The sequence below is a fragment of the Flavobacterium sp. PS2 genome (genome assembly GCF_046250155.1).
In the GTDB taxonomy this organism is placed as follows: Bacteria; Bacteroidota; Bacteroidia; order Flavobacteriales; family Flavobacteriaceae; genus Flavobacterium.
In genome coordinates, this window is record NZ_CP176426.1 from 4,810,627 (window position 1) to 4,833,313 (window position 22,687).

Here is a 22,687-nt window from a genome sequence, read left to right on the forward strand (position 1 = left end):
TTTGTAGATGAATATACTCTTTAGAAAGAAAAAATACTTCACTAAAACGACAATAATATTGTTGGTTATATTCATGCAAAATAGTACGATTGCACAAAACGAAAAAGAAGTTTGCGAGCCTAAAACATTCTTTGACCTATTCAAAAAGAAAGATACACTGAAGGATCAAAAACCTGCTAAAAACAGTTTTTTTCTCGTAATTCCTGTAATTGGTTCGCAACCAGCTACAGGATTTATGTTTGGGGGAGTTGCTCAATATACATTTAAAGGCAAAGAACTTGAAGATAAATATTCGATTATAAATTTGGGAGTAACGTACACTACAAAAAAGCAATTACTTATTAATGCAAAGAATAGTGTTTTATTAAAAGGCAATAAAATATATCTAAACGGAGATTATAGATTATATGTTTTTTCTCAGCCAAATTACGGGTTAGGAACATCGATTATTCCGGGTAATAATCAAGATGCAGATTTTGATATTGATGCGTTGGCTCAGCCTATGGATTATAATTATTTTAAATTCCATCAGGCGATGTCATGGGAAGTAAAAAAGAATTTTTATGTAGGAGCAGGAATCGATATTGATTGGTATGCTTCGATAAAAGATTACAACCTCGATGTTGCCAACGGGCAATATACCTATCATTACAATTATAGTCAGGAAAATGGATTTAATGATTTAGAATATTTTGTAAATGGTTTTAGTCTAAATCTCGTCTATGATTCCAGAGATAATCAGGTAAATGCAACGCATGGAATATTTGCGAATTTTAATTATCGAATAAATCCGGATCTATTCAATAATCAGCGAAATAGTAATGTATTATATACGGAATACAGACAATTTATTCCGCTAAGTAAAACAAACGAACGTTATATCTTAGCATTTTGGGCATATGGGCAGTTTGTAACAAGCGGAAAAGTTCCTTACCTAAATTTACCCGCAATAGGATGGGATCAGCGTAGTAGGAGCGGAGAAGGGTATACACAAGGATTATTTAGAGGATCCAACTTAGTATATTTATCTACAGAGTTTAGATTTCCTATAACTTGCAACCAAATGTTTAGTGGTACTGTGTTTACAAATTTTACAACAGCAAGTAATTCAGGTACCAACGAAAAACTTTTTCAATACGTACAGCCAGCAATAGGAGTTGGTTTACGTATTTTAATAGATAAAGCAACCCGCACAAACCTTATTGTTGATTATGCTTGGGGACGAAGCTCAAAAGGATTCTATCTTAATGCAGGAGAAACTTTTTAATTGATAATTAACAAATGATAATTGATAGTTGACAATTGATAATTTAGAATTGCTCAGAAACTTATAGCCCACGGTTTCAACCGTGTGATATAGATTGAGATAATGTATTGCGCTCCAACGGTTGAAACCGTTGGCAATGTTTATAACATGTTATTTGCAATTGCTATCTCTCTGTGCTAGTGCGAGCGTCCCGCCATAAGTGTTCGAAACCTTAGTACCTCAGAACCTCTGCAACTTTGTACCTTAAGAGAGAAACCTTAGTACCTCAGAACCTTTGCACCTCTGCACCTTAAAAGAAACCTACTTTATCTTCACAGGAATCGGACCGCCACTAGAAACATAACCGCCACCAACTTTATCAATATTTACATCGACCTTATTGTTTACATTAACGTTTAAATTTGGAGCGCAGGATTTAATATTTACATCAATAGTACCATTTGCATTTACAGGAACTAAACCATAATTTTTTGTAGCTAGTACATTTAGATTATCATTTTTCTCAATAGCATATGCTTTCGGAATAATGTCTACATTTTGTAACGTTAAAATAGTCAGACATACTGCAATTACAGTTAATATGAATTTAGTATAAAAATCTGTTTTCATAATTTTAGGGTTTAATTATTTAGAGATACTAATATATTCTATTTTTTTAGAGTAAAAGTAACCTTTGTCCTTTTGCACCTTAAAAAAACCTTTGAAGCTTTAATAATCTTTTAACTCAGAAAGAGTTTGTAGCTTTGCAGGAACTTATTAAACCAATGTAATTCATGTACACAAAACTACTTGAGCTTGTAGCAGAGATTATTGCTATCGATAATTCAGATGTTATATTGGTCGAAAATTTCTTTGAGCCAGTAAGTTGTAGTAAAGGAGAAATTTTAGAAAATGAGAGTAAAGTAGCTCGGTATTTATACTTTATTAACTCGGGTTTTATTAGAGTTTTTTATAACCAGAATGGCAATCAAGTTACAACACATATTAATTGTCCTTCGGGATTTATTACTTCTTTTAATAGTTTTGTAACAGGAACTCTTGCTGTAGATAATATCGAATGTATAACTGCGTGCGAAGTATTACGAATTACAAAAAAGGATTTTGATGTATTATGCAATAAAAGCCAAAAGTGGGCAGATTTTGCTAGAATCATTTACGAGAAATCTTTAATTTATAATGAACAAAGAACCAATGATATTGTTGCTTTATCAGCAGAACAGCGTTATCTAAAAATAGTAAAAGATAATCCTGCTATGATCCAAAATGTTCCACTACAATATATAGCGTCGTTTATAGGAATTAAACCAGAGAGTTTAAGCCGAATTAGGAAACAGATAATTTCCTAACATACGTTAAGTAGATTGCTTTGGTTATTACTGAATTTTGTATCAGATAATAATTAAAGAAATGAAAACACTAAAAAACAAAACCGCACTTATCACTGGAGCTTCATCTGGTATTGGCGAAGCATTTGCTTATGAATTAGCAAAGCAAGGAGCAAATCTTATCATAACAGCCAGATCAGAAGATAAACTACAAATTCTAGCTCATAAAATTTCAAAAGAACATAACGTGCAAGTGAATGTATTTACTGGTGATCTTTTGCAAAAAGATACTCCACAGAAATTGTATAATCAAATAAAACAAGCCGGATTGTCGGTAGATTTATTGGTAAATAATGCAGGATTTGGTAAATGGGTAAATTTTCTTGACGAAAGTATGGAAGATTATGACGAAATGATTGAAATTAATATTAATGCTCTTGTAAAATTATGCCATCTCGTATTACCAGATATGCTGAAAAAAGGGGATTGCGGAATCATAAATGTAGCTTCGACTGGAGCATTACAACCATGTCCTTATGTTGCAACATATTGTGCAAGTAAATCATTTGTATTGGATTTCTCAGAGGCATTATATGGCGAATATTCTAAAAGAGGAGTAACGATTACAGCACTTTGCCCAGGGAATACTACTACAGGATTTCAATCAGTCGCAAAAGCAAATACTAAAGGAATGGCTGCAAATACTCCAGAAACAGTTGCCAAACAAGGAATCTCGGCATTATTAAAAAACAAAAGCTTTAAAATAGTTGGTACTACAAACTATTTACAATCATTTTTGCCAAGATTATTACCTAGAAAAGCAGTGATTAATATTGTTAGCAAAATGATGAATGCTAAAGTAAATGGATAAATTCTAAAGCTAATATCAAATTGTTTTTCGCCGCAAATTGCGCCAATTATCACGAATCAGTTCTTGATAATTGGTGCAATTAGTGTTTGATTATATTCATATTATAAAATATAAAGAACAATTTAATTTACACAATTAATTACATTTTGTATTTCACCAAAATCATTTAGATTGAATGCCATTTTTTTCTTCGAGTGCTTTTTTCTCAGCGGCTCTTTTGGCAGCTTTACCTTTTCCTATTGGGAATGCAGCCGTTAAATAAAGAGAACGATTGTATTGGTTAGGTCCATCTCCTTTCATTACAGGAACCAAACCATAATAATATTGCATCCCAACATTTATACCATTTCCTGCAGTTATACGATATCCTAAACCAAGGGCGACACCAGCATCTATGACACGTACCTGATCTTTAATATCGTTTTTGTAGATTACGTTATCACCGTCAATTTTGTTTCTAAATCTATCAAAAGCTTTACTTAGTAGCCCAAATTGAGGGCCAGCTTTGACATAAATATTGTTGTCAAATTTATATTTAATTAAAATCGGGACATTAAAATAACGAATTTCTCTATCCACATATCCACCTTCAAAAGTATTATCTAAGGTTTCGTTTTCTAAAGAATACACTGGTATACCATGAGCTCCCATTGGAGATTTTACAATAACTCCAGTATTTACCATCCAGTTTAGACTTTTTTTCAAATGGATATCAAAATAAAAACCAAGGTTAAACCCGATGTTCGAACCAGTGGTTTCCTGATTAGAAATGGTTGATAAATTAACACCACCTTCCAGACCAAACTCAAGAAAAGGAGAGTTTAGTTTGTCTCCAAACACCATAGAAATTAAAACTTGAGAATAAGAGGTAGATACGAAAAAGAATGTAATAAGCAATAGAATACTTTTTTTCATAAAATCTTTGTTGAAGTTTAAAATAGTACTGAGCATCACCTGATTAACGAAGATACAAAATAAACTATTTCTCACACAGAATTATTTCTTTAACATTTCATATAAATCACTAAATAAAATTAATTATGACATCCTTAACGTACTTTAGTTAACAAAATTCTTTAATTTAACAAAAGTTAAAAAATAAGATTACTATGGAAAACTCAAGACTCAAATCCTTTATACCTCTTTTTTACCTTGTTTGGTCGGATGATCTTTTAACCCAAAAAGAGTTCGTTACGTTGCAAGAATTTATTCGCTCACAAAACTGGCTTACCAAAGAAGAGAGAGAAGAATTGCTTTCTAAAATAGATATTTCGGTACCACCATCAAGAGAACAACTTACTAGTTGGAAACTAGAAATAGAGAAAAGTATTCAGGATAAACAGTCTGTTAAATCTATATACGATATTGTTGTTGCCCTTTCGGGAGATGATAAAAATCTTAAAGAGCTAGAACCTGTTTTTACAAAATTAGAAAATGATCTTGGAGTTTTTGGACAGGAAGCCATTGGTACTTTCAAAAAAACAGCAACTTCTCTGACTTCAAATTATAAAACAGAAAGCAGTTTTGATTCTACAAAACTAACAGAGATTCTGGATGGAGAACAAGCGGCAATTATAAAAAGAGTAAAAACGGTTATTAGTAAACCTGAATTTGCTTATGAAACTTCTACAGATATTAATGTGTATCGTGCAAAAGTATATGATTGGTGTAAAATCCTTGCTAAAGAAAATTTTGGTAATATGGCGTATCCAAAGCAATATGGCGGAGGAGAAAATATCGCTGATTATTTTGCTATTATGGAAACCCTGAGTTATCACGATTTAAGCTTGGTAATAAAATTTGGTGTACAATTTGGACTTTGGGGAATGAGCGTACAATCATTGGGAACAGAGAAACATTATAGTAAATATTTAAAAGATATAGGTTCACTCAAATTACCTGGTTGTTTTGCCATGACCGAAACACATCATGGTTCGAATGTAAAAGGGCTTGAAACTACAGCAACTTACAATCACAACGATCAAACATTTACAATTCGTACGCCGAACAAAAACGCACAAAAAGAATATATTGGTAATGCAGCTGTACACGGACAAATGGCAACTGTTTTTGCAAAACTAATCATCAATGAAGTTGATTATGGTGTAAACGCATTTGTAGTGCCTTTAAGAGACACAAACGGTACAAATATAAAAGGTGTTACAATTGGAGATTGTGGACATAAAATGGGATTGAATGGGGTGGATAACGGAACAATAAGTTTTGATAATGTGATTATCCCAAAAGAGAATATGCTGGATAGATTTGCTTCGGTAAATGAAAAGGGAGAATTCGAAAGTCCGATTCCGAGTGATAACCGTCGTTTTTTTACCATGCTTGGAACATTAGTTGGCGGACGTATCGGAATTCCGCGTTCGGCATTGGCTGCAGCCAAATCTGGACTGGCAATAACAATTAGATATAGTGATCAACGCCGACAATTTGGACCAGAAGGAGGATCGGAAGTTCCGATTTTAAATTATCGTATGCATCAACGTCGTTTGATTCCGCAACTAGCAAAAACCTATGCAGTACATTTTGCTTTGCAATACCTTACGAATCGATTCCTGAATAAGAAAGAATCCGAAATGCAGGAAATTGAAGCACTTGCAGCAGGAATGAAATCATACTCAACTTGGAGCACAAGAGATATTTTGCAAGAATGTCGTGAAGCTTGTGGAGGGAAAGGATATTTATCTGAAAACAGAATCGATGCCTTAAAAAATGATACTGAAATTTACACCACTTTTGAAGGTGATAATACAGTTTTAATGCAATTGGTTGCAAAAAATCGCTTATCTGAATTCAGGAAATCATTTGGCGAAATGGGAGCATTGGGAATCGTAAATTATGTTTTTGAAAATGCGAAAACGGCTATTTCTGAAAAAAATCCAATTGCGACTAGAAAAACAGAAGATGCTCATTTGCTTGACAATGAATTTCATTTATTAGCTTTTCAGCATAGAGAAAAAACGACTTTAGCATCTGCTGCAAAGCGAATAAAAAAACTTATCGATAGCGGACTCGAGCCTTATGATGCGTTTAATGTGGTGCAACACCAAATGATAGATGTTGCTCAGGCATATTTGGAAAGAATCGTTTTGGAGCAGTTTCAAATTGCAATTGAAACAGTTAAAGATACAAACGTTAAAGAGATTCTATCGAAATTGTGCCATTTGTATGCACTCGCTCAAATCGAAAAAAATAAAGGTTGGTATCTTGAAGATGGATATATGGAAGCGGTAAAAACAAAAGCAATTCGTAAAATGGTTAACCAGCTTTGTTGGGATATAAGACCCGATGCTGTTGCTTTGGTAAATGCATTTGATATTCCCGAAAGTTGTCTTGCTGCGCCAATCTTAAAGTAATTGTTAATTATCAGTTGTTGATTATTAATTTATATAGCTGTGTATAATTGCACACAGATTATACTCAATCTTGTCACCCAGAGCGGAGTCGAAGGGTCAACGCAAGGAACTCGACAATCTTGTCACCCTGAGGCACGAAGGGTCTCCGCAAGAAACTAACACAATTTTGTCACCCTGAGCGGAGTCAAAGGGCGCATAATCTAATGCTATTTCGAAATGACAAGTTTGTGTTGAACGGTAAGAAAAAAACAAACCATTAAGAGATTAAAAACTTAACTTTTCTTAATCTCTTAATGGTTTAAATAAATCGTATCAAAATTTATGTTTAGTAAAACTGTTAAACAGGGATGAATTGTTTTGGATCATAAAAAAACTGTTCCTTCTTTATGAGTTCTCCTTCCCAGTTTTGAAGCGTCATTTCTTCGATTTCCGTAGAAGTTCCATCTTTCCATTCAAATTTGAAATACCATTGAATGACTACAAAATCACCATTGATAAAAACAGGACGAATACATTTAGAAACTAATGATTTTACTCTCAAAAGTACATTTTTCTCATTGGCAACAAGAAAATCTCTACCAACACGAGGTTCCGCTTGGTTTTCTTGCATAGATGCATCTTCGGTATAAAATCTTTCGATCGCTTTATCATGCTCGTTGGCTTCTACCATCGAGATAAATTGCTCTACAGTTTCTAATTTAGGCATGTTCTTTCAGCTTCTTTATTATTTCCATATAACGATTTTCAAAAACAGTTTGTTCTACAGGAACTACAACTGCTTGGAATAAACGCATTAAATCATCAGCATGATTTGCTACTTTTTTTGTTTGAAAACTGTAATGAATAAATTTAATCCAAAGAACAGCTTTTAGTTCCGTTTCGTCTTCGTTCCACATTTTCATTTCTACCAATAATACGTTATCAGTATATTGAATTAATTGCGAATCTATAACAACAGTTTCCATTGTAAATGCTGGTCTCATGTAGCTTATTTGGTTAGATGCAACCACCCAACTTAAAGCTGATGTTTTCATGAGTTTAAAGATATCTAATCCATAATGCTCAGCGATTTGGTCTTCGCGGGCATTAATAAAATATTCTAGATATTTTGAGTTGTTTAAATGATTGAATGGGTCACAATCCTGAAATCTGATTTTTCTTTTTGTCTTTAATACTTTTTCCATTTTCTTTTAAAATTACACTGCATACCAATTGGTATATAGGGAGTTAATTTTTTTTTTACTTTTTAATAGTTTCTATTATTATGTTATCAATACAATCCATTGCATTGTTTATGTAGGTTTCGTCATTATGGGTAAACGATAAAAGCGAACTTCCCTCGATTAGAGATAAAATTATTTGAGCATATTTTTTTACATCAATATTTTGGGTGATTTCATTCGACTCAATTCCTTCGTTTAGAATATCTGTTAATCCATAAATAAACTTTTGAGATAGTTTTTCGGCTGCTTTGAACAATAACGGATTAACAAATTTTGTATCAATTCCAACTCTTAGCATAGGGCAGCCACCTCTGTCTTTTACCAGATCATAATAACTACGATGATAATTGGTTATTGTGTACAATTTATTAATACTGCCTTCTGTGGTAGCAATTAGTTTAAATAATGGTATTATAGCTACACTTACATTAAGTTGGAATGCCTTTAGAGCCAAATCTTCTTTATTTGCAAAATTACAATAAATTGCTCCTTTTGTCAGTCCAGTTGCATTAGTAATATCCGATAAACTCGTACCAATATATCCCTGTTTGTTAAAAATAGGAGCAACTTTGTCTAGTATAAATTCCGAAGTATTCATGGGGCTGATTGATTTTCGAATAAATTATAAAGCAAAAATAATAAATAAATACCAATCGGTATGTGAGGAATTAATTTTTTTAATAAAAGTTTTAGAAATATTATTTTAGGAGCTGTTTACTAGCAAGTATTGCCTACAAAGGAACGCGGATGATACTGATTTGTTAAAGCAAAGAAGCGGATAAAAACGGATTTTTAAAACCTTTGCGAACTTAATGGTTAGACTTTTTACTACAGATTTAAACTTTGCGACCTTTGCGTAAGCCTTTGTGACCTTTGCGGTTAAATTTTTGCTACAGTTTTTTTTCACCATTAAGAAATAAAGAAAATTAAACTTAACTCTTAATGATACTTAATGTCTTAATGGTTTAGAATTTTTGCACTAATTTAAATCTTTGCAAACTTTACGGTTAATATTTTAATCTACATTTTACTAACCAACATACCCAATGTTTGTATAGATTGTCGTAGTTCATTACTCCACGGTAACCCAAAACTTAATCGCATGCAGTTACAAAATTGGTCCTGAAAAGTAAAAATTCTTCCCGGTGCAATGCTAATATTATGTTTCATGGCTATTTGATAAAACACGGCAGTATCAATTTTTTTATCTAATTCTAACCAAAGAAAAAATCCTCCTTGTGGCTGACTCACTTTGGTTCCTGCAGGGAAAGATTCCAGAATGGTATTGATATAATTGATACTATTGTGATGCAAAATTTGGCGTATTTTTCGAAGATGATTTTCATATCTTCCATTTTTGAGGAAATCAGCAACTACTTCGTGTGTAATAGTGGTAGCAGATACGGTGTGATAAAGCTTGGTACGTAATATTTCTTTTTTAAACTTTCCAGGCGAAACCCATCCTACACGATAACCAGGAGCAAGAGATTTAGATACAGAGTTGCAACAAAGTACGATTCCGCTTTCGTCATAAGTTTTACAATTGGTTGGTCTGCTAGTTCCAAAATACATATCACCATAAATATCATCCTCAATAAGCGGTACATTATAATACTCCATTAATCGAACCACTTCTTTTTTATGCTCCACAGGCATCATGCTTCCCGATGGATTACTAAAGTTGCTCATTAATAAACAAAGGGTAATTTTTTTGGTTGCAAGTGCTTTTTTCAGAGCGTCAAGTTCTATTCCTGTCGTCATGTTAGTAGGCAATTCCATTATATATAAACCCAATGATTTTGCCAGTTGTAAGATTCCAAAATAAACAGGACTTTCTGTAATAATAGTATCGCCAGGTTTAGTCAATGTCATTAAACAATGCGATATAGCTCCTATGCAACCAGATGTTGTAATTACATCATCTTCGGTTAATGTGCCTCCCCAGGTAAATGACCATCTGGCAATTTCTTTCCTTAGATTAAGATTTCCCTGTAATTCATCATAGCAAGTACCACTATTAGGTGATTGTCGCATGGCTTGAATCATTCCTTTGTTTAATTTAGTAATAGGAAGTAGCTCATTAGATGGAAATCCTAAAGAAAGCATAGTTACATTTTTATCCATCATACTGCCATAAACAAGGTCTATTAAATCTTCCCGTTCGATATTGGCACAACTTATTATCGGGCTACTTGGTGTAGGTTCAGCAATTGCTCTTGCCGAAATGTTACTTACATAATAACCAGATTGTGGTCTGGATTCTATAAGAGAACGGCTTTCCATTTCGTAATATGCCTTGCTTACTGTACTCATACTGTATCCAGTTTCAGCACATACTTCTCGTATTGATGGAAGTTTATCGCCAACATTAAAAAGACCTGCTTTTATCTGTTTCTCAATACGATCGGCAAATTGTAAATATAAATAGTTGGTATTTTTCATTTTAAAAATGATAACTGTTGCGCTGCAATTTAATAAAACTGTATCTGTATTGCTATTTTATTTTCTAGAAATTTGCTGTATTACAAAATGTAAATAAAAGTTCCCATGAAAAGCACAAAATATTACTTGGCAGCCATTACGGCATATACAATCTGGGGTTTTTTTAGTCTGGTATTAAAACCAATACATTCTTATGCTTCTTTAGACATTTTGTTCTACCGCGTTTTTAGTTGTAGTATATTATTGTTGCTGATAACTTTTGTTTTTAAACGAAAAAGAGTAAAAGATGCAATCGAAACTTTTAAAGCATTACCACTCTCAAAAAAGCGTAAAACGATTTTATTAAATATTGGTGGAAGTATATTTTTAACAGCCAACTGGTTTACATTTATTTATGTAATGAATCATGTGAGCGTTAAGGCAACATCACTTGCTTACTTAGTTTGCCCAATCTTAACTACATTGTTGGCTTATTTTATTTTGCATGAAAAACTTTCTAAAACACAATGGGTATCAGTAGGGTTAAGCGTTACTGGTTGTTTGCTTTTATCGTATGCTAATATTATGGATATGGTTTTTAGTATCGTAATAGGTCTGACTTATGCGAGTTATTTAGTTAGCCAAAGAGTAAATATTGGATTTGATAAATTTATCGTACTTACTTTTCATATCACTTTATCGGCATTGTTTTTATTGCCATTTTTTCCTGCATACAGCGGACCAATTCCAACGGAGTTTAACTTTTATCTATGTATCGAAATAATTGCTTTGGGCTTCACTATTTTTCCATTATTACTAAACTTATTTGCACTTACAGGTCTTAACTCATCTACAGTGGGAATGTTGCTAAATATTAATCCTATGATTGCTTTTGGTTTGGCAACTTTTGTTTATCATGAGCAAAGCGGACCGTTGCAAATTTTATCGTACGGAATAATTTTTATCTCGGTACTTGTTTTTAATTCACATCATCTTTTTAAAAATAAACAAAAAGAGATTCCAATGACAAAGTGCAGTTAATTTATAAAACGATTAATTTCATTTTAGATAGTAATTTGTCGATACTCCAATTATAAACAGGAATTGAAGCTAATAACAAAGAAGCTGCACTTGCTGTAAATACCGAATAATTAAATGGCGCTCTATATCCAGCAAAAAGAAGCATGCTTAAAGCAAAAGATAACGTTAATGCAAAGCTACCATAAGCAGATAATTTGGTCTTAAAACCAATAATTAGTAGCACGCCAAATAAAACCTCTGCCAGCGTTGCAATGATTCCCATAACGTTGGCAATATCATGATTGAGATAAGGCATTAAGGAGTTGGTATAATCTACAAAATTAGCCCAATTTCCCCAACCAACATTTGGTTCTCCCGGAGCGCCAAGCATTCCTAAACGATCCATTACAGGTAATATAAAACCAATTCCTAAAGCCAGTCTTAAGAATATTTGAGCAATTTGTTGTGTGTTTTTCATTTGTTTTATTTTTCAATAATCATTGTTATTCCTTGTCCGCCAGCTGCACAAATAGATATAAAGCCCCTTCCTGAACCTTTCTCGTTAAGTAGTTTTGCCATTACACCAATTATTCTTCCGCCAGTAGCGGCAAAAGGATGTGCTGCAGCAAGACTACTTCCTTTTACATTAAGTTTATTTCTGTCGATTGCACCAAGAGATTTCTTTAATCCTATTTCTTTGCTGAGTTCTGGACTTTCCCAAATTTTTAATGATGCTAAAACTTGTGCTGCAAATGCTTCGTGAATTTCATAATAATCAAAATCCTGTAGCGTTAGTCCAGCTTTATCGAGCATTCTGCTTGCAGCAAATAAAGGAGCTAATAAAAGATTCTGTTGTTTTTTTACATATTCGATGGCGGCAACTTCAGCAAAAGTAATATAGGCGAGGATAGGAAGACCTTGTTCTTTCGCCCATTCTTCACTTGCCAAAAGTATGCAAGACGCACCATCGGTAAGAGGAGTAGAGTTACCAGCCGTAAGTGTTCCATTTACTTTATCAAATGCAGGAGGAAGCTTTGCTAGTTTTTCTATAGTACTATCTCTTCTTAAATTATTGTCTTTATTAAGTCCTTGAAAAGGAGTAATCATATCATCAAAAAAACCTTCGTCATAAGCCTTTGCCATATTCAAATGACTTTCTAGCGCCAGATTGTCTTGGTCTTCTCTTGAAATTTTATAGTATTTGGCTGTAATTTCAGTATGTCCGCCCATAGAAAGTCCCGTTTGAGATTCTTCGTTTCTAGGAACTAAAGGAGTAAAATCTTTTGGACGAAGTTTAAAAAACTGTTTTATTTTGCCTCCTAATGATTTCTCTTTTCGCGCATCAAGCAATATCTTTCTCAAATTTTCGCTTACCGCCATGGGTATATCACTTATAGAGTCAACTCCACCAGCTATTCCAGATTCAATTTGCCCGAGTGCTATTTTATTGGCTATATAAATGGCACTTTCTATTCCTGTATCGCATGCTTGTTGCAAATCGCAAGCGGGAGTAGCAGGATCAAGAGCCGTTTTCATTACACATTCTCTTATAAGATTACTGTCGTATGTATGTTTGATAACTGCACCACCAGCAACTTCGCCAAGTAGTTTTCCTTGTAGCTTGTGTTTCTCTATTAATCCGTTAAGAGCAGCAATCATCATATCTTGATTTCCTACTTTTGCGTAAGCAGTATTTGCTCTTGCAAAAGGAATTCTGTTGTATCCTACAATGGCAACTTTTCTTATTTTATCACTATTATTCATATTTAGAATTTTATTTAAATGAAAAGATCAAAGTTGAAGTTTTACTTTAGAAGAATAAATTTAATGAATTAGATTTAAAAGTATTGCCTTCTCTATAAAATAATAAGTCTCCAGCTTTGATTTAAAACTGAAGACTTATTTATATGATTTTTAGCTAAATTGTTTTTACTTACAATTTCCATCGGGAGTACAAGACTGACCGTCGATTATATCCAATTTTGTAGCAGGATTATCTTTTCTCCATTCTGTGAATGATTTTTCTAATGTTTGCAAAAATGTTTCAGGAGCTTGTGCGCCATTAATAGCATATTTGCGATTAAAGATAAAAAACGGAACTCCATTTATCCCAAGTTCTTGAGCTTCCTGAACATCGCCTTTTACTTTATCGGCATATTGATTATCTGTTAAAGATAGTTTTACATCTTCGGTAGTTAAACCAATATCTTTTCCTAATTCTTCTAAAACTTTTGGATCTCCAAAGTTTTTTCCTTCTGTGAAATAAGCATAAAACAAACGTTCTTCGGCTTGATCACCAAGTCCTTTTGTTTTTGCCAGTTGAATCATTCGGTGTGCGTTGAAAGAGTTTGCAACAACAGCATTATCAAAGTTATATTCTAATCCTGCGTTTTTTGCAGTTTGAACAACTCCTTGGTGCATTCTTACTGAATCCTCGTAGCTAATTCCTTTTCTGTTGGCAAGATATTCGTAAACATTTTCTTTTTTATCAAAATGCTCTGGAATGTTTGGGTCAAGCTGAAAACTTTTCCAAACAATTTCGATGTCTTTATTATCTGCAAATTTGCTAAGAGCCGTTTCATAATTTCGTTTTCCAATGTAGCAAAACGGACACATGATGTCGCTCCAAACTTCTACTTTCATTTTAGGTGTTCCTATTATTTCCATTGTATTTTATTTTAATATTTTGTACTTAACCGCAAAGAGCACAATGATTTACGCAAAGTTCGCAAAGTTTTATCATCTGTAGGTTAAAAAAGTTTAACCATTAAGGCATTAAGCTTTATTAAGGATTAAGCTTAATTTTTCTTAATGACTTAATGGTAAAAAATCCTTTAATCTGTGACTGAAAATTAACCGCAAAGAGCGCAAGGGTTTACGCAAAGAGCGCAAAGTTTTACAATCAGTGTCAAAAAAGTTTAACCATTAAGGCATTAAGTTTCATTAAGGATTAAGCTTAATTTTCTCTTTATTTCTTAATGGTGAAAAATATTTATTATCAGTATCAAAAAAAGTTTAACCATTAAGGCATTAAGTTTCATTAAGGATTGAGCTTAATTTTTCTTTATTACTTAATGGTAAAAAATCCTTTAATCTATGGTTAAATAAATGTTTATTCTCAGTTTCTTAGTGCCTTAGAACCTTTGTTTCTCAGAGCCTTAAAAAAATTATTCAATAACCAATTGACCTAGAGCTTCTTTACTAAAGCCTTTTAGTTCTTCGGTTTTTCCTGCTTTAATTTTAGCAACCCAATTTGGGTCAGAAAGTAATGGTCTTCCAACAGCAACAAGGTCAAAATCTCCTCTGTCCATACGTCTTGTTAATTCATCTAAAGATGTTGGTTGAGAGCTTTCGCCTGCAAATGCACCAAAGAAATCACTAGAAAGACCTACAGAACCTACAGTGATTGTAGGTAAACCTGTTATTTTTTTTGCCCATCCAGCAAAGTTTAGATCGCTACCTTCAAATTCTGGTTCCCAAAAACGACGTTGTGAACAGTGTAAAATATCTACACCAGCATCAACTAGAGGAGCAAGCCAAGCTTCCATTTCTAGTGCGTTTTTAGCCAATTTATAAGTGTAATCAGCAGGTTTAAATTGTGAAAGTCTGATGATAATTGCAAAATCTTCTCCTACTTGTTTTCTAACTTCTTTAATTACTTCTACAGCAAAACGAGTACGTTCTGCAAGAGTTTTTCCACCGTAAGCATCGGTTCTGTGGTTTGTTGCATCCCAGAAAAATTGATCGATAAGGTAATCATGAGCACCGTGAATTTCGACACAGTCAAAACCTAATCTCTTTGCATCTGCAGCAGCCTGACCAAATGCAAGAATTGTATCTTCGATATCTTTTGTAGTCATGGTGTTGCCATTGCTAAAACCTGGGCGGTTTAATCCAGATGGCCCTTCAAAAGGAACTGGAGGAACCCAACCTGAATGGTGGTTATCCATAATACCCATGTGCCAAATTTGTGGTCCCATTTTTCCGCCAACTGTATGAACACCATCAATTACTTTTTTCCATCCTGCAAGTGCTTCATCACCATGAAAGTGAGGAACATTTGCATCATTAGACGATGAAGGTCTGTTTATAACAGTTCCTTCAGATAAAATTAAACCTACTTCACCTTCGGCTCTTTTTTGGTAATAGTTTGCTACATCATCTGTAGGGATTCCGTTAGGAGAAAATGAACGCGTCATAGGCGCCATTACTATTCTATTTTTAAGATCTAACGTCTTTAATTTAAAAGGCGTAAATAGACTATTTGTACTCATATCAATGTTTTTTATAAATTAAATTCAATTATTTTGCTTAGTTCTACAAATGTTTTTTCATTGCGTTTGTAGTAAGTCCATTGTCCAACACGTGTAGATTCAATGAATCCTGCACGCTGAAGAATAGATAAATATTCGGAAACAGTCGATTGCGTAAGTCCAGCTTTGGCTTGTATTTGTCCCACACATACGCCATGCTCAAAACCATAAGGTTCTTGACCAGGAAAGTTTAGTTCGGGGTCTTTTAGCCATTCCAACATTTGTAGTCTGGACTTATTAGATAATGCTTTAAAAATTTCGATATGTTCCATGATGCAAATGTATCGACTTTTTCCGATATGCCAATATTGAGAAATTTTTTTAGCAAAACTTTAAGATAGAAGAGGTAAATTGAACTGTTTGTTAGTCAGTGCTATAGTGAGGTATTTTGGGCTTTTTGGGAGTTTTATAGAGGCTTTAAAACGCCAACGTGTTAATGAATTGTCTTAATTGAACAGGAGATAATCTTGTTTTTTTCTGTGAAGAAATATTAATGAAATCCTTGGTTTTCGGCATAAGTCATTATTCAAACTTGAGATTGTTGCAAAAAAAATAACCATATAAGAGATATAAGTTCAGTTAAGTCTAACGTTGATGGTCATGCTTATATTAACTTATATCGCTTATATGTTTAAAATAATTTCTGAAGCTCTAATTCTTCAATGATTTGTTTTTTCATTGTAGTGTTGATATAATCTTTTGCTTCGGCATAAGAAATTTTATACTTACGCACTATTTCCTGTAGATGCGATGGGAAAGATGCTAATAGTTTATCATAGTATATATCCAATTCGTTCTCGTCTGGCATTTCAAATTTCAGTCTTATCTGAAACCTTCTCAATAAAGCCGTATCTATGATATTATAATGGTTTGTTGCGCAAATTAGCAAACTATCATCTGGGAAATAATCAATTAACTGAATAATTGTGTTTACCAAACGACGCATTTCGCCCACATCTTTATCATCGCTTTCACGACTTTTTCCTATTTGGTCAAATTCATCTAGGAATAAAACTGCCTTTTCACGAATGGCTTTATCAAATATTGCTTTTATGTTTTTGGAAGTTTCTCCAATTCGCGCATTGATTAATGTGCTCAGATTTATGATGACAATATTTTTGTTTAAAGCCGTTGCAATTGCTTTGGCAGTGGTTGTTTTTCCGCAGCCAGTATGCCCGTGCAGGAATATTTTATTATCTACTTTAAGATTATATTTTTTTAATTCATCAAGATAGCGATGTTCTTTTATTATTTGTTCTAAAGCGGCTTTGTTTTCTTCGCTAAAAAGCAAATCATTCAAGGCAATTTTCTCGGTATCGTTTACGGTAAGTTCGTATAGATTCATCTCAATTATTTATTTGATGCAAAATTAAGTCTTATTCTGCAATATTCTCATTCCAGATTTCTTTTCCTAAAAATCGATTTCCGAAGATAGATGTTCCAACTCTAACTATATTAGAACCTTCGGCTATAGCCAATTCCAGATCTTGAGACATTCCCATAGAAAGTTTTAATTCGGTAATACCTTCAATTTCTTCTGCATAAATCTCATCTCTTATTTGTCTGAGTAAACTAAGTGATGGCTGCATTTTCTCTTTTTCTACATCTAATAAACCAATAGTCATTAAACCTTTAATATTTAGGGTGTTGTATTTCTTTATTTCTCTGATAAAAGAAACAACGTCTTTTGGCGGAAGCCCAAATTTACTTTCTTCGTATGAGGTGTTTACTTGTATAAAAACATCTAGATTTCTTCCTTGGTTTTGTAATTGCTTGTGAAGTTCTTCAGCCAAGCTAAGTCTGTCCAAAGACTGAATACAAGTTACATATTTTAGAACATCTTTTATTTTGTTGGTTTGTAAGTGACCAATAAAATGACGTTTGATATCTAATCCTTGTAATCCTGAATCTTTATCTCGCAGTTCTTGCATTTTGTTCTCGCCAATAAGAGTTTCACCAGCTTCAATAGCTATGCGTATTTTATCGGCGGGAACGGTTTTGGTTGCTAATAATAACTGAACATCTGATACATTTCTACCAGATAGTTTACAGGCATTTTCGATGCGCTCATGAACCTGTTTTAAATTGGAAATTATCATATCTTTCATAATACAAAGGTAAGTAGTTGTGGATGATGACGATAATCCAGTTTTAAGTTTTGCTTATGGTCCAGTTTTTTTGAAGGTTCTGAGTGACTATTTTTTTTACCATTAAGATATTAAGAAAAATTAAGCTTAATCCTTAATGAAACTTAATGTCTTAATGGTTAACCCTTTTTGGCACTGATTGTAAATCCTTGCGTCCTTTGCGTAACCCCTTGCGTTCTTTGCTGTTAATTGCAGATCTACAGTAAAAGACTTGTATTAATTTTACTTTTCAACTGAAAAAAATATTAATAAAAGAACGCTCATTCATTTAATGTTTTATATTTGCTAAAAATTTCCAAATTATGAGAGTAAGAGATATAGATAAAGAAAAGTTAGTTGTTACAAATGCGATTGAGTTAATTGTTCAGGATGGCTTTCAGGGCTTCAGTATGAATAAGCTAGCGAAGGCTTGTAATATTTCTGTGGCGACTCTCTATATTTATTACAAAGACAAAGATGATTTGATTAAAAAAATTGGGGCAGAAATTGCGATAGAATTCTTTACATCCACCATAGAGAATTTTTCGCCAGATATGCCATTTGAGGAAGGTTTATGGATACAATGGCAAAACCGAGCTGCATTTACATTTAAGTATCCAAAGAAGGTTGCATTCTTTGAAGTAATTAAACAATCCCCACATGCTGAGGATATATTAAACTCTACAACCAAATTCTCTGATTTTAGAATAATCATGAAACAATTTATTGAAAATTCATTGCATAATAAGGAACTAGTGCCAATGCAATTTGAAGTTTTTTGGAGTATTGCTTACGGTCCTTTATATACTTTGTTGAATTTTCATAATGAAGGAAAAAGCATGGGAGGGAAGCCATTTAAGCTTACTCAAGACATGATGAAAGAAGCCTTTGGGGCTGCTATAAGAGCATTAAAACCATAAAATTATACTATGGAAACAGATTTAGATAAAATCTATATTTTTAAAACTAACATAGAACAACTATGTACCGATTGTAAGGTGACTAAAACACTAAACAATCACGCAGATATTCTGCAATGGAGTGTTGATACCGATGATGTTGATTATGTGCTGCGCATTGTTTCGGAAACACTTACAGTTAAAACAATAATTAATATTATTAATGATCTTGGACATGAATGCCAGGAATTAAATTAATCAAAAAAATACAAATATTATAATGGAAAAAACAAAATTAGAAATCCCACCCTTTTCTTCTTATCAAAAATATATTATCGCCTTATTGGCACTTTTACAATTTACGGTTATACTAGATTTTATGGTTCTTTCTCCACTTGGAGATATCCTAATGAAAAATCTAGATATGACTACCGCAAATTTTGGATTTACAGTTTCGGCTTATGCATTTAGTGCGGGTACTTCAGGATTGCTTGCAGCTGGTTTTGCCGACAAGTTTGACCGAAAAAAACTGCTTGTTTTCTTTTACACAGGATTTATTATTGGTACAGTTTGTTGTGCCTTAGCAACTAACTATGCGTTGTTACTTTCTGCCAGAATTGTAACAGGTCTTTTTGGAGGCGTAATTGGATCCGTTTCTTTGGCAATTGTGACCGATTTATTTGTAATTCATCAGCGTGGTCGTGTGATGGGATTTATCCAAATGGCTTTTGCTTCAAGCCAAATTTTAGGGATTCCGGTAGGTATTTATTTTGCAAATCATTGGGGTTGGCATTCCGCTTTTTTGATGATTGCAGGACTAGGAATTCTTATACTTGTTACAATTGTAATCAAGATGAAACCAGTTACCGAACATCTTAAATTACAGTCGGATAAAAGCCCTTTTTTACATTTATGGCATACTTTAAGTAATAAGAACTATCAGGTTGGTTTTGCGGCAATTGCATTCTTATCTATAGGCGGATTTATGTTGCAGCCTTTTGGAAGTTCTTTCTTAGTAAATAACATTCATATTAGCCAATTAGAGTTACCAATGGTCTTTTTCTTTACAGGTCTTTCGGTACTTTTTATCATGCCACTTGTGGGGAAATTAAGCGACAGAGTTAGTAAGTTTTGGTTGTTTACCGCAGGGTCAATACTATCGATTATTATGATATTAATTTATACCAATCTGGGGCCAATTCCTTTATGGGAAGTAGTGGTAATCAATATGATTTTGTTTATGGGTATCATGAGTCGTATGATTCCATCGACAACACTTAATACTGGAATTCCAGATATGAAAGATCGTGGAGCCTATATGTCTATTACTTCATCAATGCAACAAATTGCAGGAGGCATTGCAGCAGTTTGTGCTGGATTTATTGTACACCAAGAGAGTAAGACATCACCGCTAGAGAATTACGATATTCTGGGATATGTAATTTCGGCAGTAACACTTTGTTCGATATTCTTTATTTGGAGAGTAAACCAATTGGTTAAATCAAAAGGTAAGGCTGTAGATGCAGGAGTGAAGGTTGTAATTGAAACAGAAAGTGTTTAAGTCTGTGAGATAAGATTTAACCATTAAGGGATTAAGATTTAACCGCAAAGTACGCTAGGGTTTACGCAAAGAATGCAAAGTTTAGGAGCTGTGGCTAAAAAGTTTTACCATTAAGGGATTAAGATTTAACCGCTAAGTACGCAAGGGTTAACGCAAAGGTCACAAAGTTTCACCATTAAGGTTTAGCTTAATTTTTCTTAATTACTTAATGGTGAAAAAATCTTTATAATCCTTTTAATCTGTGGCAAAAAAAAAATAAAGCTTAATTTGTCTTAATGCCTTAATGGTAAAAAAAAAATTGAATAAAACTAATCAAGAAATACTAGATATAGACTATCGGGAAATGAAACCTGGTTTCCCGTTGTCTAACTATGTTGAAAGTTTTTGGATGCTTTCGAATGTTTCTGATCAGGAAAAACAAATTGTGATTCTGCCAGATGGGAGAATAGATCTTATATTTTCTTTTGAAGATAAAGATGATATTACACTTTTGGGAGTCGATTTTGAGCCTTCACGAGCAGTGCTTGCTCCAAAGACAGCTATGTTTGCAGTTAGTTTTAAACTATTGGCTATCGAATATCTTTTTAAAGATAAATTCCCTGTTTTAATAGATACTGCTTATAATTTACCTTCAGATTATTTTGGAATTTCAATTGATAACTTTGAGAATTTTGAAGGATTTTGTGATTTACTTTCTTCGAAATTCCTGAGTATTCTGAATCATGAAATTGACGAACGTAAGAGAAAATTATTTGATTTAATATATAATTCAAATGGTGAAATTACGATTGCTGAAATTGCCGAAACAATTCATTGGAACAGCCGACAAATCAATCGATACTTTAATCAACGGTTTGGAATATCATTAAAAGCGTATTGTACCATTCTTCGTTTTAGAGCTACATTTCAACAAATAAAAGAAGGCAAACTTTTTCCTGAACAAAACTTTACGGATCAGGCTCATTTTATAAAAAACATCAAGAAATTCTCGGGTGTAACTCCTAAGGAACTGAACAAGAATATAAACGACCGATTTATACAATTATCGACACTCAAGAAGAAATAATTTTGTCTTATAAAATTAAAGAATTGAGTTATGTTGATTAAAAATAAAAAAATAGCAATTGTAGGTGGAGGACCAGGAGGTTTAACATTAGCAAGACTTTTGCAACTTAAAGGCGCAGAAGTAAAAGTATATGAGAGAGATTTTAATTCGGATGTTAGAGTTCAGGGAGCAACTCTAGACCTTCATGAAGAATCAGGATTAGAAGCACTTCGCCGAGCAGGATTAATAGACGCATTTTATGCCAATCATCGTCCTGAAGCAGGTAAATTGCGTATTCTAGATAAAAACCTGAATATTGCAATGGATACGCATTCTGCTGATGATTATGAAGAGAATCGTCCAGAAATAGATCGTGGCCCATTACGAAATATACTTCTAGATTCTTTACAACCCGATACTGTGGTTTGGGACAGTCAGTTTCTTTCGATGGATCCAAAAAATGAGGGTTGGGAATTAACATTCAAAAATGGTTCAAAAGCAGAAGCTGATATTGTAATCGCAGCCGATGGAGCGAACTCAAAAATAAGACCTCACATTAACTCGATAAAACCAATATACTCGGGTGTTACAATTGTGGAAGGAAACATTTATGATTCTGAAAAAAATGCTCCAAAATTGTTTAAGCTTGTAAATGGTGGAAAATTATTTGCTTTTGGCGACCAAAAAACATTGATTTTAAGCATGAAAGGGGATGGAACACTATCTTTTTATACAGGTAGTAAAGTCGATGAATTTTGGGTTCGTGATAGTAGTATTGATTTCTCAAATAAAGACCAGGTTTACCAATGGTTTAAAAAAGAATTTGGTTCATGGGATCCAGTTTGGCAGGAATTATTCGAAAGTGATGAAATGTCGATTATTCCCAGACCACAATATCATTTCCCGCTAGATCAGCAATGGGATGCTTTGCCAAATCTTACAATGTTAGGTGATGCTGCACATCGTATGCCGCCTTATGCAGGAGAAGGTGTAAATATGGCAATGCAAGATGCTTTTGAATTAGCTGAGGTTCTTTCTGGTGATAACTTCCCAAACGTTCAGGCAGCAATTGCCGCTTACGAAAAGCAAATGTGCAAAAGAGCTTCGGAGATTACAAAAATCACTCTGGATTCTACTGAAATGATGCATTCTGACGATCCTATTACCAAACTGATAAATATGTTTAATGGTGTTGATGAAGTGGAGCATTAATTAGTGATTCTTAATAATTTTCAGATAGTTATTAAT

The 22,687-nt window shown here is 33.4% G+C and carries 23 protein-coding genes; 10 read left to right on the plus strand and 13 right to left on the minus strand.

The window, feature by feature from the left end; all coding sequences use genetic code 11:
- Positions 1-7 precede the first annotated feature (7 nt).
- Positions 8-1,267: a BamA/TamA family outer membrane protein gene (locus ACJ6WR_RS20860; RefSeq protein WP_409416372.1), complete on the plus strand. Its 1,260-nt coding sequence runs from the start codon at positions 8-10 to the stop codon at positions 1,265-1,267.
- A gap of 300 nt (positions 1,268-1,567) precedes the next feature.
- On the opposite strand, the gene ACJ6WR_RS20865 is transcribed toward ACJ6WR_RS20860, so the two are convergent.
- On the minus strand, positions 1,568-1,876 hold the full coding sequence (locus ACJ6WR_RS20865; protein ID WP_323491258.1) for a hypothetical protein: 309 nt from the start codon (positions 1,874-1,876) through the stop codon (positions 1,568-1,570).
- 164 nt (positions 1,877-2,040) lie between these two features.
- Here ACJ6WR_RS20865 and ACJ6WR_RS20870 point away from each other — a divergent pair, with 164 nt between their 5' ends.
- Complete coding sequence (locus ACJ6WR_RS20870; protein ID WP_409416373.1) at positions 2,041-2,613, plus strand: Crp/Fnr family transcriptional regulator; 573 nt, start codon at positions 2,041-2,043, stop codon at positions 2,611-2,613.
- 61 nt (positions 2,614-2,674) lie between these two features.
- Positions 2,675-3,463, plus strand: coding sequence for an SDR family NAD(P)-dependent oxidoreductase (locus ACJ6WR_RS20875; protein ID WP_409416374.1), 789 nt, complete (start codon positions 2,675-2,677; stop codon positions 3,461-3,463).
- Positions 3,464-3,625: 162 nt separating this feature from the next.
- Here the strand turns inward: ACJ6WR_RS20875 and ACJ6WR_RS20880 are convergent, their stop codons facing one another.
- The gene (locus ACJ6WR_RS20880; RefSeq protein WP_039115845.1) at positions 3,626-4,378 is read right to left on the minus strand and encodes a porin family protein; all 753 of its coding nucleotides are present in this window, start codon (positions 4,376-4,378) and stop codon (positions 3,626-3,628) included.
- A gap of 194 nt (positions 4,379-4,572) precedes the next feature.
- On the opposite strand from ACJ6WR_RS20880, the gene ACJ6WR_RS20885 reads away from it, so the two are divergent.
- Positions 4,573-6,831 carry an acyl-CoA dehydrogenase gene (locus ACJ6WR_RS20885; protein ID WP_409416375.1) on the plus strand — a complete coding sequence of 753 codons (2,259 nt, stop codon included), beginning with the start codon at positions 4,573-4,575 and terminating at the stop codon, positions 6,829-6,831.
- Between the two features lie 337 nt (positions 6,832-7,168).
- Here ACJ6WR_RS20885 and ACJ6WR_RS20890 read toward each other — a convergent pair whose 3' ends face one another.
- The 4 genes from ACJ6WR_RS20890 to ACJ6WR_RS20905 all read right to left on the minus strand — a co-directional run bounded on the left by ACJ6WR_RS20890 (position 7,169) and on the right by ACJ6WR_RS20905 (position 10,496).
- Positions 7,169-7,537: a nuclear transport factor 2 family protein gene (locus tag ACJ6WR_RS20890; protein ID WP_409416376.1), complete on the minus strand. Its 369-nt coding sequence runs from the start codon at positions 7,535-7,537 to the stop codon at positions 7,169-7,171.
- Positions 7,530-8,015: an acyl-CoA thioesterase gene (locus ACJ6WR_RS20895; RefSeq protein WP_039115715.1), complete on the minus strand. Its 486-nt coding sequence runs from the start codon at positions 8,013-8,015 to the stop codon at positions 7,530-7,532. The genes ACJ6WR_RS20890 and ACJ6WR_RS20895 overlap by 8 nt, the downstream gene beginning before the upstream one ends.
- Before the next feature lie 55 nt (positions 8,016-8,070).
- The gene (locus ACJ6WR_RS20900; RefSeq protein WP_409416377.1) at positions 8,071-8,652 is read right to left on the minus strand and encodes a TetR/AcrR family transcriptional regulator; all 582 of its coding nucleotides are present in this window, start codon (positions 8,650-8,652) and stop codon (positions 8,071-8,073) included.
- A gap of 422 nt (positions 8,653-9,074) precedes the next feature.
- Positions 9,075-10,496, minus strand: coding sequence for a PLP-dependent aminotransferase family protein (locus ACJ6WR_RS20905; RefSeq protein ID WP_409416378.1), 1,422 nt, complete (start codon positions 10,494-10,496; stop codon positions 9,075-9,077).
- 105 nt (positions 10,497-10,601) lie between these two features.
- On the opposite strand from ACJ6WR_RS20905, the gene ACJ6WR_RS20910 reads away from it, so the two are divergent.
- Complete coding sequence (locus ACJ6WR_RS20910) at positions 10,602-11,516, plus strand: EamA family transporter (protein WP_323491254.1); 915 nt, start codon at positions 10,602-10,604, stop codon at positions 11,514-11,516.
- Position 11,517: 1 nt separating this feature from the next.
- Here ACJ6WR_RS20910 and ACJ6WR_RS20915 read toward each other — a convergent pair whose 3' ends face one another.
- The 7 genes from ACJ6WR_RS20915 to ACJ6WR_RS20945 form a co-directional block, all read right to left on the minus strand.
- Entirely contained in the window at positions 11,518-11,973 is a 456-nt protein-coding gene (locus tag ACJ6WR_RS20915) for a DoxX family membrane protein (protein ID WP_409416379.1), read from the minus strand.
- A gap of 5 nt (positions 11,974-11,978) precedes the next feature.
- Positions 11,979-13,259 carry an acetyl-CoA C-acetyltransferase gene (locus ACJ6WR_RS20920; RefSeq protein ID WP_409416380.1) on the minus strand — a complete coding sequence of 427 codons (1,281 nt, stop codon included), beginning with the start codon at positions 13,257-13,259 and terminating at the stop codon, positions 11,979-11,981.
- Positions 13,260-13,424: 165 nt separating this feature from the next.
- On the minus strand, positions 13,425-14,162 hold the full coding sequence (locus ACJ6WR_RS20925) for a DsbA family oxidoreductase (RefSeq protein ID WP_409416381.1): 738 nt from the start codon (positions 14,160-14,162) through the stop codon (positions 13,425-13,427).
- 500 nt (positions 14,163-14,662) lie between these two features.
- Positions 14,663-15,769 (minus strand): NADH:flavin oxidoreductase, encoded by a 1,107-nt coding sequence (locus tag ACJ6WR_RS20930; RefSeq protein WP_409416382.1) that lies wholly within the window; start codon positions 15,767-15,769, stop codon positions 14,663-14,665.
- 11 nt (positions 15,770-15,780) lie between these two features.
- Positions 15,781-16,080, minus strand: a complete 300-nt coding sequence (locus ACJ6WR_RS20935) for an ArsR/SmtB family transcription factor (protein ID WP_039119480.1) — start codon at positions 16,078-16,080, stop codon at positions 15,781-15,783.
- 359 nt (positions 16,081-16,439) lie between these two features.
- Positions 16,440-17,153, minus strand: a complete 714-nt coding sequence (locus ACJ6WR_RS20940; RefSeq protein WP_409416383.1) for an AAA family ATPase — start codon at positions 17,151-17,153, stop codon at positions 16,440-16,442.
- 31 nt (positions 17,154-17,184) lie between these two features.
- Complete coding sequence (locus ACJ6WR_RS20945) at positions 17,185-17,916, minus strand: YggS family pyridoxal phosphate-dependent enzyme (RefSeq protein WP_409416384.1); 732 nt, start codon at positions 17,914-17,916, stop codon at positions 17,185-17,187.
- A gap of 341 nt (positions 17,917-18,257) precedes the next feature.
- On the opposite strand from ACJ6WR_RS20945, the gene ACJ6WR_RS20950 reads away from it, so the two are divergent.
- From ACJ6WR_RS20950 to ACJ6WR_RS20970, 5 genes are all read left to right on the plus strand, one after another.
- Complete coding sequence (locus ACJ6WR_RS20950; protein WP_039115701.1) at positions 18,258-18,854, plus strand: TetR/AcrR family transcriptional regulator; 597 nt, start codon at positions 18,258-18,260, stop codon at positions 18,852-18,854.
- 9 nt (positions 18,855-18,863) lie between these two features.
- Positions 18,864-19,091, plus strand: a complete 228-nt coding sequence (locus ACJ6WR_RS20955; protein WP_039119484.1) for a hypothetical protein — start codon at positions 18,864-18,866, stop codon at positions 19,089-19,091.
- Between the two features lie 22 nt (positions 19,092-19,113).
- Positions 19,114-20,394 carry an MFS transporter gene (locus ACJ6WR_RS20960; RefSeq protein ID WP_409416385.1) on the plus strand — a complete coding sequence of 427 codons (1,281 nt, stop codon included), beginning with the start codon at positions 19,114-19,116 and terminating at the stop codon, positions 20,392-20,394.
- Between the two features lie 298 nt (positions 20,395-20,692).
- Positions 20,693-21,460 (plus strand): DUF6597 domain-containing transcriptional factor, encoded by a 768-nt coding sequence (locus ACJ6WR_RS20965; protein ID WP_409416386.1) that lies wholly within the window; start codon positions 20,693-20,695, stop codon positions 21,458-21,460.
- A gap of 30 nt (positions 21,461-21,490) precedes the next feature.
- Positions 21,491-22,651 (plus strand): FAD-dependent oxidoreductase, encoded by a 1,161-nt coding sequence (locus ACJ6WR_RS20970; protein ID WP_409416387.1) that lies wholly within the window; start codon positions 21,491-21,493, stop codon positions 22,649-22,651.
- Positions 22,652-22,687 lie beyond the last annotated feature (36 nt).

Excerpts from the sequence above, each read along its gene's own strand:
- ACJ6WR_RS20915 (WP_409416379.1), bottom strand. The coding sequence starts at position 11,973 with ATGAAAAACACACAACAAATTGCTCAAATATTCTTAAGACTGGCTTTA.
- ACJ6WR_RS20895 (WP_039115715.1), bottom strand. The coding sequence starts at position 8,015 with ATGGAAAAAGTATTAAAGACAAAAAGAAAAATCAGATTTCAGGATTGT.
- ACJ6WR_RS20920 (WP_409416380.1), bottom strand. The coding sequence starts at position 13,259 with ATGAATAATAGTGATAAAATAAGAAAAGTTGCCATTGTAGGATACAAC.
- ACJ6WR_RS20870 (WP_409416373.1), top strand. The coding sequence starts at position 2,041 with ATGTACACAAAACTACTTGAGCTTGTAGCAGAGATTATTGCTATCGAT.
- ACJ6WR_RS20935 (WP_039119480.1), bottom strand. The coding sequence starts at position 16,080 with ATGGAACATATCGAAATTTTTAAAGCATTATCTAATAAGTCCAGACTA.
- ACJ6WR_RS20880 (WP_039115845.1), bottom strand. The coding sequence starts at position 4,378 with ATGAAAAAAAGTATTCTATTGCTTATTACATTCTTTTTCGTATCTACC.
- ACJ6WR_RS20900 (WP_409416377.1), bottom strand. The coding sequence starts at position 8,652 with ATGAATACTTCGGAATTTATACTAGACAAAGTTGCTCCTATTTTTAAC.
- ACJ6WR_RS20890 (WP_409416376.1), bottom strand. The coding sequence starts at position 7,537 with ATGCCTAAATTAGAAACTGTAGAGCAATTTATCTCGATGGTAGAAGCC.
- ACJ6WR_RS20955 (WP_039119484.1), top strand. The coding sequence starts at position 18,864 with ATGGAAACAGATTTAGATAAAATCTATATTTTTAAAACTAACATAGAA.
- ACJ6WR_RS20875 (WP_409416374.1), top strand. The coding sequence starts at position 2,675 with ATGAAAACACTAAAAAACAAAACCGCACTTATCACTGGAGCTTCATCT.
- ACJ6WR_RS20940 (WP_409416383.1), bottom strand. The coding sequence starts at position 17,153 with ATGAATCTATACGAACTTACCGTAAACGATACCGAGAAAATTGCCTTG.
- ACJ6WR_RS20930 (WP_409416382.1), bottom strand. The coding sequence starts at position 15,769 with ATGAGTACAAATAGTCTATTTACGCCTTTTAAATTAAAGACGTTAGAT.
- ACJ6WR_RS20885 (WP_409416375.1), top strand. The coding sequence starts at position 4,573 with ATGGAAAACTCAAGACTCAAATCCTTTATACCTCTTTTTTACCTTGTT.
- ACJ6WR_RS20860 (WP_409416372.1), top strand. The coding sequence starts at position 8 with ATGAATATACTCTTTAGAAAGAAAAAATACTTCACTAAAACGACAATA.
- ACJ6WR_RS20960 (WP_409416385.1), top strand. The coding sequence starts at position 19,114 with ATGGAAAAAACAAAATTAGAAATCCCACCCTTTTCTTCTTATCAAAAA.
- ACJ6WR_RS20950 (WP_039115701.1), top strand. The coding sequence starts at position 18,258 with ATGAGAGTAAGAGATATAGATAAAGAAAAGTTAGTTGTTACAAATGCG.
- ACJ6WR_RS20970 (WP_409416387.1), top strand. The coding sequence starts at position 21,491 with ATGTTGATTAAAAATAAAAAAATAGCAATTGTAGGTGGAGGACCAGGA.
- ACJ6WR_RS20910 (WP_323491254.1), top strand. The coding sequence starts at position 10,602 with ATGAAAAGCACAAAATATTACTTGGCAGCCATTACGGCATATACAATC.
- ACJ6WR_RS20905 (WP_409416378.1), bottom strand. The coding sequence starts at position 10,496 with ATGAAAAATACCAACTATTTATATTTACAATTTGCCGATCGTATTGAG.
- ACJ6WR_RS20865 (WP_323491258.1), bottom strand. The coding sequence starts at position 1,876 with ATGAAAACAGATTTTTATACTAAATTCATATTAACTGTAATTGCAGTA.
- ACJ6WR_RS20925 (WP_409416381.1), bottom strand. The coding sequence starts at position 14,162 with ATGGAAATAATAGGAACACCTAAAATGAAAGTAGAAGTTTGGAGCGAC.
- ACJ6WR_RS20945 (WP_409416384.1), bottom strand. The coding sequence starts at position 17,916 with ATGAAAGATATGATAATTTCCAATTTAAAACAGGTTCATGAGCGCATC.